The sequence below is a fragment of the Natronoarchaeum philippinense genome (assembly GCF_900215575.1).
Classification (GTDB): Archaea; Halobacteriota; Halobacteria; order Halobacteriales; family Natronoarchaeaceae; genus Natronoarchaeum; species Natronoarchaeum philippinense.
Map to the genome: position 1 here is coordinate 176757 of NZ_OBEJ01000001.1, position 12970 is coordinate 189726.

The 12970-nt window shown below is 65.0% G+C and carries 12 protein-coding genes and 1 tRNA gene; 4 read left to right on the plus strand and 9 right to left on the minus strand.

The window, feature by feature from the left end:
- Positions 1 to 6 precede the first annotated feature (6 nt).
- A complete protein-coding gene (locus CRO01_RS00980; protein ID WP_179747360.1) occupies positions 7 to 759 on the minus strand; it encodes a sensor domain-containing protein in 753 nt (250 codons plus the stop codon).
- A gap of 197 nt (positions 760 to 956) precedes the next feature.
- Here CRO01_RS00980 and CRO01_RS00985 point away from each other — a divergent pair.
- The 3 genes from CRO01_RS00985 (at position 957) to CRO01_RS00995 (ending at position 3594) form a co-directional block, all read left to right on the plus strand.
- Positions 957 to 1031: transfer RNA gene (locus CRO01_RS00985), tRNA-Glu, on the plus strand.
- A gap of 352 nt (positions 1032 to 1383) precedes the next feature.
- Positions 1384 to 2469 (plus strand): inositol monophosphatase family protein, encoded by a 1086-nt coding sequence (locus CRO01_RS00990; RefSeq protein WP_179747361.1) that lies wholly within the window; start codon positions 1384 to 1386, stop codon positions 2467 to 2469.
- A gap of 132 nt (positions 2470 to 2601) precedes the next feature.
- Positions 2602 to 3594, plus strand: coding sequence for a glycerophosphodiester phosphodiesterase (locus CRO01_RS00995; protein WP_097007261.1), 993 nt, complete (start codon positions 2602 to 2604; stop codon positions 3592 to 3594).
- A 65-nt stretch (positions 3595 to 3659) separates the two neighbouring features.
- On the opposite strand, the gene CRO01_RS01000 is transcribed toward CRO01_RS00995, so the two are convergent.
- The 4 genes from CRO01_RS01000 to msrA all read right to left on the minus strand — a co-directional run bounded on the left by CRO01_RS01000 (position 3660) and on the right by msrA (position 8156).
- The gene (locus CRO01_RS01000; RefSeq protein ID WP_097007262.1) at positions 3660 to 6356 is read right to left on the minus strand and encodes a heavy metal translocating P-type ATPase; all 2697 of its coding nucleotides are present in this window, start codon (positions 6354 to 6356) and stop codon (positions 3660 to 3662) included.
- Between the two features lie 159 nt (positions 6357 to 6515).
- Positions 6516 to 7106: an AsnC family transcriptional regulator gene (locus tag CRO01_RS01005; protein ID WP_097007263.1), complete on the minus strand. Its 591-nt coding sequence runs from the start codon at positions 7104 to 7106 to the stop codon at positions 6516 to 6518.
- A gap of 108 nt (positions 7107 to 7214) precedes the next feature.
- Positions 7215 to 7391: a hypothetical protein gene (locus CRO01_RS16435; protein ID WP_179747362.1), complete on the minus strand. Its 177-nt coding sequence runs from the start codon at positions 7389 to 7391 to the stop codon at positions 7215 to 7217.
- Positions 7392 to 7493: 102 nt separating this feature from the next.
- Positions 7494 to 8156 carry a peptide-methionine (S)-S-oxide reductase MsrA gene (gene msrA / locus CRO01_RS01010; RefSeq protein ID WP_097007264.1) on the minus strand — a complete coding sequence of 221 codons (663 nt, stop codon included), beginning with the start codon at positions 8154 to 8156 and terminating at the stop codon, positions 7494 to 7496.
- Positions 8157 to 8307: 151 nt separating this feature from the next.
- On the opposite strand from msrA, the gene CRO01_RS01015 reads away from it, so the two are divergent.
- On the plus strand, positions 8308 to 9105 hold the full coding sequence (locus CRO01_RS01015; protein ID WP_097007265.1) for a VOC family protein: 798 nt from the start codon (positions 8308 to 8310) through the stop codon (positions 9103 to 9105).
- Between the two features lie 19 nt (positions 9106 to 9124).
- Here CRO01_RS01015 and CRO01_RS01020 read toward each other — a convergent pair whose 3' ends face one another.
- The 4 genes from CRO01_RS01020 to CRO01_RS01035 form a co-directional block, all read right to left on the minus strand.
- Positions 9125 to 9805, minus strand: a complete 681-nt coding sequence (locus CRO01_RS01020; protein WP_097007266.1) for a hypothetical protein — start codon at positions 9803 to 9805, stop codon at positions 9125 to 9127.
- Between the two features lie 139 nt (positions 9806 to 9944).
- Positions 9945 to 11144 carry an AI-2E family transporter gene (locus CRO01_RS01025; protein ID WP_097007267.1) on the minus strand — a complete coding sequence of 400 codons (1200 nt, stop codon included), beginning with the start codon at positions 11142 to 11144 and terminating at the stop codon, positions 9945 to 9947.
- Between the two features lie 111 nt (positions 11145 to 11255).
- Positions 11256 to 11477 (minus strand): hypothetical protein, encoded by a 222-nt coding sequence (locus CRO01_RS01030; protein WP_097007268.1) that lies wholly within the window; start codon positions 11475 to 11477, stop codon positions 11256 to 11258.
- 114 nt (positions 11478 to 11591) lie between these two features.
- Positions 11592 to 12965, minus strand: coding sequence for an MATE family efflux transporter (locus CRO01_RS01035; protein WP_097007269.1), 1374 nt, complete (start codon positions 12963 to 12965; stop codon positions 11592 to 11594).
- Between the last annotated feature and the right edge of the window lie 5 nt (positions 12966 to 12970).

Consider the following 12970-nt stretch of genomic DNA (forward strand, 5'->3'; position numbering starts at 1 on the left):
TGGGCCTTACGTTCGCGCCGACGAGTCGGCGTGTCCGTCGTCAGACCGTCCGGAACCGACACGCAAGATCGACACCGTGTACGCGGCCTGTAGTTTCGCGGCCGCGTTCAGCGCGTTCAACGCGACGAGCGCGACGACAACACCGAACGCAGCGACGACGAGCGCTTCCGGGAGCGTGTCGACGACCAGCGGACCGGTGGTATAACCCGAGGAGGACGGCCCGACCAGACCGATCGTCACCGACGACGCGTCGTAGAGCAGCGGCGCGCCGAGCAGGGCGACCGAGACCGAGAGCGCCGTGACGAGCATCGTGAACGAGACGATGCCGAACGCGAACTTCGAGATCACCAGCGCGACGCTCGTCCAGATCACCGGCGAGGTCAGTAGTTCGGTGACCGAGATCACAAACCCGTCTCCGGGGAACGCGATGCGGTCCGTCGCCGAAAACTCGCTGACGGACGATGGGACGGCGGCGTCCGTCCCGACCAACCGTCCTGCCAGCGACACCTCGAAACTCGCCACTTTCGTCGTCGCGGCGAGCGTCCCGAGCAGTATCGGCAGCCCGATCCACGTGATTAGCAACCCGAGCCCGAACGATGCGCCGATCACGAGTCCGAGAAAGTACGCCATCCCCAGCGGGAACGCGAGCGCGAGATAGACGAGGTTCCTGTACGTCTGCGCGCGGATCGGGGCGGTGAGGAACTCTCGGGGAGACCCCGGGAGGTAACGCCGAAGCGCATCGGTCTGTCGTTGTGCCATGATCCATTCTGACATCCCTCCCATAATAAAGCCCCCAACCGATTTTCTGGGTCAGAATCTGCGCTCTCGGAGCGCTGATCTTGCCGACGCCAGCGGGTTCTGGTGTACGATAGCCGGCCACAATGACGCTCCGAAACGCAACTGTTAAACGTATCTCGTCGCTACGATTGGATGCGTACCTGAAAGGGTACAGGTAAGCTCCGTTGGTGTAGTCCGGCCAATCATCTTGCCCTCTCACGGCAAGGACCAGGGTTCGAATCCCTGACGGAGCATTCTTCTGAGGAACGCCGTGACGAAGAAGAAGCGTACGGAAGGTATTCGAGCCACGGCAGACCGAGCGAAGTGAGGTCTGGCATCGGGTTCGAATCCCTGACGGAGCACTCTTTTTCCTGCGCCTTCTCGAAGTATTCTCCACATGTGGCCTCCTTGGTCACAGAGTGTCGGATACCGTCTCTGAAGGCGGCAGTTCTGTTTCTGGCTGTTGACCGGTCGTCTTTCTGGGAAGAAAATCTCGCAACATACTCTGAATTATTCGTCTAGAATGATGTGGCACAACTAATGAGTATAACTGAAGTTTAACTATGTTAAATTTATATGTGTAATCGTTGCCGTCCGACGTGGACTATGTCCGATGGCAATGGCGGTTACAGCGGCGCAAGCGGTGCCGAGAGCGAAGCTCGTCGACGGTTCCTAAAGTTGGCGGGTGTGACTGGGACTGCTGCTGGGGCGGCAGGAATCATCGGCTCCAACGGTGTTCTCAGCGCACTTGCCGATGAGGGCGACGGCGGCGACGGGGGTGTCGAAATCGAAGATCTCCAAGGACAGATGCCGATCGAGGATCGCTACCTCCGGATCGCTGTCTTGGCCACGGCAAAGGCAGCCCAGTTGCACCAGAATTACTTCGGCGAGATCGGTGAGGCCGAGGAGAAGGACTCTCAAAACCTCCTCACGGAGGTCGATACGGAAGCAGAGACCCTGATCCGAGAGACCATCAAGGAAGAACTCGGCGACGATTTCGAGGACGAGAATCACGCGCTGTACGGCGAGGAGCAGGGCGGCCAGCTCGAAGGGGGATACGTCTGGATCATCGACCCGCTCGACGGGACGACGAACTTCTCCAAGGGAATCCCCCACTTCGGCGTCAACATCGCCGTCACGAAAGACGGCGAACTGTACGCCGGCGTGATGTACTACTCGCTCCGGGACGAGGTGTACGTCGCGGTGCGAGACGAAGGTGCCTACAAGTTCCGGAGCGATGGCTACGACCTCGTTGCCGAGGACTCAGAGCCGACGGAGCTGTCGGTTACCGACACTGAGGCCATCGAGGACTCGTTCCACGGGGTCGGGTTCTACCTCAAGGAGACGGCCAACGACTTCGACTACATGGGTCTGTGGCGGTACCTGTTCTCGTACACGCAGGGGACGCGACTACTTGGGGCGGCCGCGCCCGACTTGGCGTTCGTCTCTGAGGGCGTGTTCGACACCGTCTCGGTGAAGGATCTCAAGCCGGTCGACGTTGCACCCGAGGCGCTGCTCGTCCGAGAGGCGGGCGGGACGGTAACCGACTTCGACGGAAACACCGACCTCGACAGCATACTTGAGGGAAGCGTCGTTGCCTCGAACGGTAAACTTCACGACGACTTCTTCGACTTGCTCGAGGACGCCGGAAAAGACTGGCTCACCAGACCGATCGATACGCTCGAACGCTAGCCAGCGCCCGCTTGGGGGCTGGAGGGCCGCCGTGGCCTTCGTCGATAGCGGATAGCTACAGGTAATAATAAATATATTAAAATAAATTTATAAAATACTTTATTGTCTAGGGAACTGCCACTCTTTCATGCAATGCTGGGGATTCCAAACATCGATCGGCGGACCGTGCTGGAGGGGACGAGTGCAGCGGTACTCGGATCGTACGTCGGAGGGGCTGCCAGTGCGGAGGGTCACGGCGACAGTAAGTCGTCGGGCAACGACTCGACAGCGTTGATCGCACACCGAGGGTTCGCGGGCGTATATCCAGAAAACACGGTTGCCGCCGTGGAAAACGCCTCGAGAGGGGGGAACGGCGACGGCGCGGCAAAGCGCGGCGCCGACATGATCGAGATCGACGTGGTGCCCTGCGGTGGGCGTCCCCACGAAGGCGATGACTTCGAGGTCGTGGTCTTCCACGACGACCGGCTCGCTTCGCGCGACGGCGGAGAGCGCGGTCTCACTGACCACGAGAACACGCTCGTGTGGGAGACACCCTGCTCGGAGGTGCGAAACGCCGAAGTCCTCGAGAGTGGGGAGACAGTGCCGACGCTGCGAGAGGCTCTGTCGGCGATCCCACCGAGTGTCGCCGTCAACATCGAACTGAAGAACCCCGGCGATACCGACGTTCGATTCGCCGAGAAGTTGGAGGGTGACGAACTCGAGGCCCGGAAAGACGTGTGGCGACCGTTCACCCGACGCGTGCTCGATATCGCCTCCGAGTTCGAGAATCACGTTCTCGTGTCGTCGTTCCTGCAGGCTGCGCTTGCGACGACGCGTGAGTACGACGCCGACATTCCGATCGCGTTCCTGTTCTGGGACTCGATCGATGTCGGGCTCGAGATCACCGACGAGTACGATTGCGAAGCGCTCCACCCGCCGTACAACATGGTCGCCGGGTCGCCGTTCTTCAACGATTCCTACTACATCGACGACCCCGGATTCGCCGATATCGACCTGATAGAGCGCGCTCACGACGAAGGACGGACAGTAAACACGTGGACAGTCGGGACTTGGTATCAGGCGTCGCAGCTCGTCGACGCAGGAGTCGATGGAATTATCGCCGACTATCCCGGGCTACTCGACTGAGTCGGGCGATTGAGCGGCGCCAACCCGATACACAGCGATTCTTTGTCGGCGGCAGCGACCGTTCGCTACCGCAGCCGTCCGAGCAGTTCGTACTCGTGGTCGGGCGTGTACCGCCGGAACAGCAGACTGTTGGTCAGCACCGACACCGACGAGAACGCCATCGCGCCCGCGGCCAGCACCGGCTGGAGGAGGCCGAGCGACGCGAGCGGGATCATCGCCGTGTTGTAGCCGAGCGCCCACACCAGATTCTGCTTGATCTTCTGGAGCGTCGCGTCGGAGATGCGGATGGCTTTCACCACGTCGAGCGGGTCGTCGCGCATCAGCGTCACGTCGGCCGCTTCGATGGCCACGTCCGTGCCGCTCCCGATGGCCGTACCGACGTACGCGACCGCCAGCGCGGGCGCGTCGTTGACGCCGTCGCCGACCATCATCGCCTTCCGGCCCTCGTCTTGGATCGCTTCGACCGCGTCGGACTTGTCTTCCGGGAGGACGCCGGCCCGGACGTTGTCGGGGTCGATGCCGACGCGCTCGGCGACGGCGCGGGCGGTCCGCTCGTTGTCGCCCGTGATCATCATCACGTCGACGCCGCGGTCCCGTAGCTGAGCGACGGCGTCGCCCGCGCTTTCTTTGACCGTGTCGGCGTCGGCGACCACGCCGACGAGGTCGCCCTCTGCTCGCGGCTGATCGCCGCTCGCCTCGCGGTTCTCGCTTCGCTCCGAACCGCGCACTGCAACGAGCATCGCCGTCTTCCCTTCGTTTTCGAGCCGCTCCATCGTCTCTGCGGCGGGTGACGGATCGACGCCGTTGTCCCGCAGCAGCTTCCGGTTGCCGACCAGCACCTCCCCGCCGTCGACCGTCGCGCGGATGCCGTGTCCGGGGACGTTCTCGAACTCGTCTGGATCGGTCACGTCGATCCCGCGCTCTCTGGCGCCCTCGACGATTGCACGGGCGAGGGGGTGTTCGCTCCCGCTTTCGGCCGCCGCGGCCAGTCGGAGCACGTCCGACTCCGAGGGCTGGTCGCGGGCGAGCAACTGGCTGCCGTCCGTCGGCTCGCCGCCGTCCGCGGCCGGTTCGCCACTGCCAGCGGCCGATTCTCCTCCGTCGGTGACTGGCTCGCCGTCGGCGTCGAAAGCGACGACATCGGTGAGCTCCATCTCGCCCTCGGTGAGCGTGCCGGTCTTGTCGAACACGACCGTGTCGACGTCTTTCGCGCGTTCGAGAACGTCGCCGCCCTTGAACAGCACGCCGTTCTGTGCGCCGATCGTGGTCCCGACCATCGTCGCCGCGGGCGTGGCGAGTCCGAGCGCGCAGGGGCAGGCGATCAGGACGGCCGACGCGAACACGACGACGGCGAACTCGAAGACGGTGATCGTCCCGCCGGCGAGTTCCGGACCCCCAGCGACCAGTCCCCACAGCGGGAGCCAGTCGACGAAGCCGGCCAGCGCCTGCGGGAACAGGAACCACACGGCGCCCCAGAACACGGCGTTGACGATGACCGCCGGAACGAAGTACGCCGAGATGCGGTCGGCGAGGTTCTGAATGTCGGGCTGTCGGGACTGGGCTTCCTTCACGGTCTGGACGATCTGCTGGAGCGCGGTGTCGGCGCCGACCTTCGTCGCCTCGACTACGAGCACGCCGTTCTCGTTGATCGTCGACCCGACGACCTCGTCGCCCTCCTCTTTTTCGACGGGGACGGACTCGCCGGTCACCATCGACTCGTCGACCGCGGACTGGCCGTCGACGACCACGCCGTCGGTCGGGATCTGCTCGCCGGGCCGGACCTTCATCCGGTCTCCGACTTCGACCTCTTCGAGGGGCACCTCCCGCTCGGTGCCGTCCTCGTCGACGACGGTCGCGGTGTCGGCCTCCATCTCCAGCAGCTTTCGGAGCGCTTCGCCGGCTTGGCCCTTCGAGCGGGCTTCGAGGTAGTTCCCGAGCGTGATGAACACCAAGATGAGCGCGGCGGTGTCGAAGTAGAGGCTCCCGGCGATCAGGTCGGCCAGAACCGCGACGGAGTAGACGTACGCGGTCGTCGAACCGAGCGCGATGAGCACGTCCATGTTGGCTCGGCCGTTCTTGACGAGCGCCTTGTAGGAGTTCACGTAGAACGGCCGCCCGAGCACGAGCTGGACGGGCGTCGCCAGCGCGAACTGGACCCAGCTGAACTCGAAGCCAAAGATCTGGTCAGGAAGGACGTTCCCGCCGAGGAGGAACTTCTCGACGATGAAGAACAAAAGCGGCGCCGACAGCGCCGCGCCGAACAGCGTCAGCCGGAGCTGTTTTCGAATTTCGGCGTCGCGGGCGGCGTCGCGGGCGTCGCCGTCCGATTCGTCGGCGGCGTCCTCACGAACCGGCGAGTAGCCCGCGCCCTCGATGGCGTCGTACATCGCCTCGCGGGAGGCATCGGCGGGGTTGTATCGCACCTGCGCCTCGTCGGTCGCGTAGTTCACGTCGGCGTCGACGACGCCGGGAACGTCTTCGAGAGCGTCCTCGTTCGTCTCCGCGCAGTTCGCGCACGTCATATCGGAGATGGCGATGGTCTCCGTCTCCGAGACGACGCCGTATCCCGACTCCTCGATCGCGTCATAAAGCTCTCCGAGCGATACCTCCTCGGGGTCGTACTCGACGGAGCCCTCGTCGGTGGCGAAGTTGACGTTCGCCTCGACGACGCCGTCGAGCGCTTCGAGGGCGTCCCCAACTGTCCCCGAGCAGTTGGCACAGGACATCCCCGTGATGTCAAGGTGGGCTGTTCTGGTACTCATGCTATCCTATACTACGGGACCCATGCTTAGTGCGATTACTACTTGGAAGCGAAGACACTCGCACACTCATAATTTGGATTCAAAAGTCAGCGGGTCGGCGGCCAAGCGACGTGCTTCGACCGTCGGCGTCGACAAACGGGTCCGAAACGGGACGGACTCCTACGCGCCCTCTTCGAGACGCTGGTACCGCTCTTCGAACCGGCTTTGGCAGGACGAACAGCAGAAGTGATACACCGTCTCGTCGATCCGCGCCGATTCGCCCTCGCTGTCGACCGTGTTGCCACACTCCGCACACGCGATTGCGAACTCGGTGCCGTCGAGCGAGGGCGTCCATTCGAGGTCGTCGACCAGCGTCACCGAGTACTCCGTCGTCGGGACGCCGTCGAGGAGGCCGTCGATCCACTGCCTGACTCGCTGGCCCTCCGCGCGGCCGTAGAACCAGACCTCGCCCTCGACGGTCACGAAGAGATGCTCGACGCCGTCCGCGCCGTGCAGTCGCTCTCGTACGTCCTCGACCTCGTCGGTACTGGTCTCGACTTGGACGAACACGGGAACGCCGGCCCGCAGCTGGCCCCGGTTCACATTAACGGTGAACCCGTCGATGATTCCGGCTTCCTCCAATCGCGTGACGCGGTCGGAGACGGCCGGCCCGGAGAGGCCAACCTCCTCGCCGATACTGCTGTACGCCCGGCGTGCGTCCTCAGTCAGCAACGAGAGGATCTCCATGTCGGTCTCGTCGAGATCGCGCATATCCGTCGTAGGCGCTCCTCGACACAAGACTGTTTTCCGTGGACTTTCGAGTCGTGTCTGAGTCTTCGGGAATCCTTTGGAACGCAAGGCGCCCGTCCCGACGGTTTGTTACTCGGCTGACTCGCCGTACGGTCCGCGATCGCCGCCGAAGCCTTCTTCCATCATCTCGCACTCGCCGTTCGCGTTGATCAGGAGCCGTCCCTGATAGCCGCAGGTGCCGTTGCTGTTGAACTTGCACCGCGTGCATCGACACTCGAGTGATTTGGCCGATTCTCGCTGACTCATGTGATACGATAGCAATTGAACGGGTTTACACCTGTCCCCGCCAGCCCGATCGCGGCGTCGTTCCGAAACGTCGACGCCGTGGGACACTCCCCGTCTCGGAACTCAGAACCGGCGTCGAAGCTCCTCAAGCACGGACTCGGGGAGATCGAGCGCATCAACCAGCACCGCTCTGCGCTCCGGATCGCCGTGGCCGGCGACGAAGCCGTTGAGCCGCGCCGTCACCGTCGAGTCGGCGAAGGCGTCGCCGTAGATCGCGTCGAGTTCGTCGCCGACGACCGGCGTCGAGCGCAGTTCGTACTTCTGGTGATAATCTTCTGCCGTGTAGAACGTATCGAGCGTCTCGACGGCCGTCGCAACGTTTTGGCCCGTTTCTGCTTCGAGGGCGTCTCGACGCCGCTGTGCGGTCTGGCGCTGGCCGTCGTCGTGTGCCAGCACGACGCCGCGGTACTGGCGCTTCGGCGACGCCGACGCCCACGCGTGGTTCGCCCAGAACACGTCGAGCAGGTCGTCATAGGAGAGTTGTTCGGGATCGTACTCGACCTGAACGACCTCGGTGTGATCGCCCAGCGCGTGGTAGGTCGGATCAGGTGTGGTACCGCCAGCGTAGCCCACTCGGGTCCGGACGACGCCCTCCATGGCGCCGAATCGCGCGTCTGGACCCCAGAAACAGCCCATCCCGAACGTCGCGGTCTGCGTCTCGGCGGCGGCGGCGCGCTCGATGTCGTCGACCGATCCAGCCAGCGCGGGCTCTCGACTCGCGGCCATACTCGTCGATTGGCCCGAACGGGTTTGCGTCCTTCGACGGGCCGACCGGCGGCATCGCTTCGCCGGCCGGCGGCATCGCTCCGGTCACCGACGACGAGCACGGCTGTCCGCGGTCACCACGTTTTTGCCCGTCAGCGTCGTAAGCGCGGGTATGGACGGAACGCTGGACCACGTCATGCTGCGCGTCGAGAACCTAGACGAATCGCTGGAGTGGTACCAGGAGCACCTCGACTACGAGGAGAAAGACCGCCACGACGGCGACGGGTTCACCATCGTCTATCTCGGCCCCGAGGAGATGCACGAGGAGGGCGCGATGCTCGAACTCACGCACAACGAGGGCGAGAGCGACCTCGAAGTGGGCGACGCGTGGGGCCACATCGCCGTGCGCGTCCCCGAGGGCGAACTCGAAGACTACTACGACCAGCTGATGGACGAGGGCGTCGACGACTACCGCGACCCCGAGTCCTGCGGCGGCCGCTACGCCTTCGTCAAGGACCCCGACGGCCACGAGGTCGAAATCGTCCAGCGCGACCCCGAAGAGGGCGCGCTGTGGTCGCTCGATCACACGATGATCCGCGTCGAGGACGCCGACGACGCGCTGGGGTTCTGGACCCGGAAGTTCGAGTACGAACACGCCGGCCGCTGGGAGTCCGATACCTTCGCCAACTACTTCATGAAGCCCGAGGACGCCGCCCCCGAGGCGATGTCCGTCGAGCTAACCTACAACTACGACGGCCGATCCTACGACATGGGCGACGCGTGGGGCCACCTCTGCGTGCGCGTCGACGACCTCGGCGACGACTGGGACCAGCTCATGGTCCGGGAGGCCGACGAGTACCGCGATCCCGAGAGCAACGACGACATGTACGCGTTCACGAAGGATCAGGACGGTCACGAGATCGAACTGCTCGAACGCGATCCCGACGCCGACTCGCTGTTCCCGTTCTGAGCGGCGCCGTCGCGTTTTCTCACGCCTCGCCGAAGTCGACGACCAGCACCATCAGCACGGAGCCGACGGTGACGACGCCGCTGCTCACGACGAGCAGCGTCTCGACGGTTTCGGGAAACGCCTCCGCGACCGTCACGAACATCCGAACGTCGAGCAGGACGACCAGCAGCGCGCCGACCACGTCGAACACGAGATCCAGCGCGGTGTCGCGCCAGCCGTAGTGGACCAGCACCGGTTCCACGTCGTACCGGCGTCCCACCTCGCGGGCAACCAGCTCGATCAGCTCCCAGAACACGCCGACGACGAACGTCGCGCCGACGGTCGCCGCGGCGACGAGCCAGCCAGCGGCGGTCGGGGCCGCAACGAGCAACGCGGCGTACAGCAACGCGGCGACGAGCCCGGCCGAGAGCGTGTGCGTCAGCGAATCCCACCACGAGATCGTGTCGTAGGGGCCCAACATTCCGTAGGAGTGCAACAGCCCCGCCAGCGCGATCCAGAGCGGAAGCGCCGTTCCGAACCGAACGCCCGGCGTACCCGTTGCTGCGAGAAGCAACTCGACGGCCGCCGGAAGCAGCGTCGCGGCCAGCGAGACGAGCGCGTTCACGGCCGCGGCGGCGTCGCCCCGCCGGAGCGCCACGGCGAAGAGCGCGACGATGCCGGCCTGAAGTAGCACTACGCTCACGGATGCGATCCCAGTCATCGGTTCCTCGCTTCATCAGCGACCACTCCCGGGAACGATATGGCTCTTTGGTGCGCACGCTGTGCTTCGGCGTCGCCCCGCCCGTCAGCGAGGACGAGGTGGGCTTCGGTCAGGGACGTGGACTGGCGACGGCCGACGCTCACCCCGTCCCGGCGTCGGTCCGGTCTCGCTCGGGCGGCACGTCTTCTTGCCGGTCGGCGACGCTCTCGGCGTACTCGTCGAGCGTGTGTTCCGGTTCGATCTCGGCGCGCTCCCGGTCCGGTCCGACTAGAACGGGGAGGATCATCCGGACGAACGCCACGATGAACAGCATCAGGAACGGCCCGAGGAAGATCCCCGACCAGCCAAACAGCGGCGGGCCGAACAGGTACGCGAACATCACCAGCCCGGTGTTGAGCATGCGGCCCGAGAGGTACGGCCGGATGTACGTCCGGACGAGGTTGTCGAACGCGACGATCATGACCGCGAGGAACACGAGCGGGAACCAGACCAGTTGCGGGTCGGTCGTCGCCGCCTGCGCCCCGAGAATGGCGGCGATGGTGACGTAGACGACCGATCGTCCCACCAGCGGGACGAGCGTGAACAGGCCGGTGACGACGGCGAACAACACCGCCGAGGGGATGGCGAGTCCGCCCGGGGCAAAGAGGTTAAACACCGTATAGACGATCGCCGAGAGGATGATGACCGCGAAGATCGTCATCGTGTAGCCGAAGTACACCGAACCCAGCCCCCGATCGACGGTCGAGAGGTAGTCGACCGCTAGACTGTCCTCACCGAACACGTTCGTCTCGAACCAGTCCGCGATGTCGCGGGCGCTGATCAGCAGGAAAAACGCGATCAGCAGCGCGATAAAGAGATTGAAAAGCGTCGCGCCAACCGCGCCGAGCGCTCCGCCAACCGAGCCGATCAGCGTCTGGACCGACGGCTCTTGGATCAGCACCAGCGTCGTGTCGTACACCTCTGACGGCGTGTTCGGGAGATCAGAGACCTGCACCGGCAACTGCGCGAGGATCCTATCGGCGGGAAGATTTGCGACCGTCCGCACCAGTTGGCCGAGTGCGACCAGCAGGATCGCGCCGATCATCGTGACGATCGGGACGACGAACAAGAACAGCGTCAGCGCCGCGGCGAGGCTCCGCGAGGCGATCCGTTCTTCGAGTCGCGCGGTGACCGGCCGCGCGACGTAGTAGACGAACAGTCCGAACACGAGCCACGGCAGGTACGCACGGACGACAAGCCCGAGCACTCCCAACAGCACGACGCCTAACAGCCACCATCCGAGGCGTTCGCGCCCCGCCCAGATCCGGACATCTCGAACCGATGAGTCTGTCTCGTCCATGCGGAAAGCTACCACTTCAGCGGCATTAACCGAAGTTCATCGTTCGGCTGAGCTTTCGGTAAACGGAGACATTTCGCGCCGCGAAGAGGATCTAGCTCGGAGGTGGGTCGTTCAGTCCGAGTCGGTGGACTGACGCTTTTCGGTGACTTCCTTGACGCGGGACTCGACGCCGACGCGTTTCTCGCCGATCGTCGCGCCGATCAGACCGCCCAGTGCCGCCCCGCTGCTCGCGGCGTTTCGGCTGACTAACCCGCCCAACGCAGCGCCGATGGCGGCGCCGACTGCGGCGTGGCGCGCTCGACTCAACGCACGTTTGAGACTTGGGAGCTCCATACCGCTATGTTCGGCGTTGTAACGAATAAACGTACCCCCGAACCGACCTGTTCTCGCTGGTGCAAGTCAGAACGGGCCGGAAACGACCGATCCACTCGTCACGGCCACGCGGCGTCACGCCCCCGCGTCGGCGCGTTCGGCCATCATCGAGGCGGCGGTGTCGGCCCAGTCGCCCCACCGGAATCCCGCGGCAGCGACGAGCGCCCACCACGCGTAACAGAGGATCATTCCGGCGTAGACACCGGCGAGACCGAATCCCAGCGTGACGCCGGCGACGTACGAAAAGCCGAGCATGAAGCCGAACGTCCCGCTGAAGTTGGCGTAAAACGGCGTCCGGGTGTCGCCAGCGCCGCGCAGGCTCCCCGCGAACGGGAAGAAGACGCCGAAGGAAAGCATCGAGACGCCGAACACCCGTGCGAAGGTTGCGGCGTACTGGCGGGTGGCGGCGTCGCTGGTGAACACGCCAGCCAGCGGGTCGGCGCCCACGACGAGGACGCCGCCCGCGGCGCCAAGCGTCAGGACGCTAAGGGCGGCGATCGCACGGCCGGCGAAGCGGGCGCCCTCGGCGTCGCCCTCGCCCAAGGACTGGCCGACGACGATGCTCGCGGCGACGTTGTACGACCGGTACAGCGGCCCGGCGAGTTGCTGGTAGATCCGCCGGCCGATGTGGTAGCCGGCGTTCACGTCGGTGCCGAACGTGAGCAGGAGGGCGTTGAACGGGAAGTTCGCAACCGACGTGCTCATCCCCTCCGCGAAGTTCGGCAGGCTCACCGCGACGAGTTGGCGGGTGATCGTGCGATCGGCCGGTCGCCGCAAGATGGGGTCGGTCTGGGCGCTGAGAAACGCCAGCCCGAACGCGGCGGCCTCGAACGTCCGGCTGACGGCGGTCGCCACGCCGACGCCGACGACGCCAAGTTCCGGCAGCGCGCCGATGCCGAGTCCCAGTCCGACGGTGCCGGCGATGTTGAGCGCGTTCACGCCGACGTTGACGAGCATCGGCGTCCGCGTGTCGCCGGTCCCCTGCAACGATCGGGCGCCGACCAGTCCGACGATGCGCATCGGCGCCGCCGCGAACACGATCGCCAGATAGGTCCCGCCCATCTCGACGACCGCGGGCTTGGCGCCAAGCAGCGCGATCAACGGCCGCGCGGCGACGAGGCCGACGGCGACCAGCGGGAGGCCGACGAGAAATCCGATCAGCAACGCCTGCGTGATCGCCTGATCGCGGGTGTCGACATCGCCCCGGCCGGTGTCCTGACTCGACAGCGCGATGGCGCCCGAGCCCAACCCGAGCCCGGCGCGCAGGGGGACTTGCGCGTACAGATCGGCGAGTCCGACCGCGGCGACGGCGGCCGGCGAGAACAGCCCCGTGACGATCACGTCGACCGTCCGCATCAGCGTGTTGAACGTCTGCTGGACGGCGATCGGCCACGACAGCGCGATCGTCCGTCGCCAGAGCGCCAGCACGCGCTGCCGGAGGCCGTCCATACAAC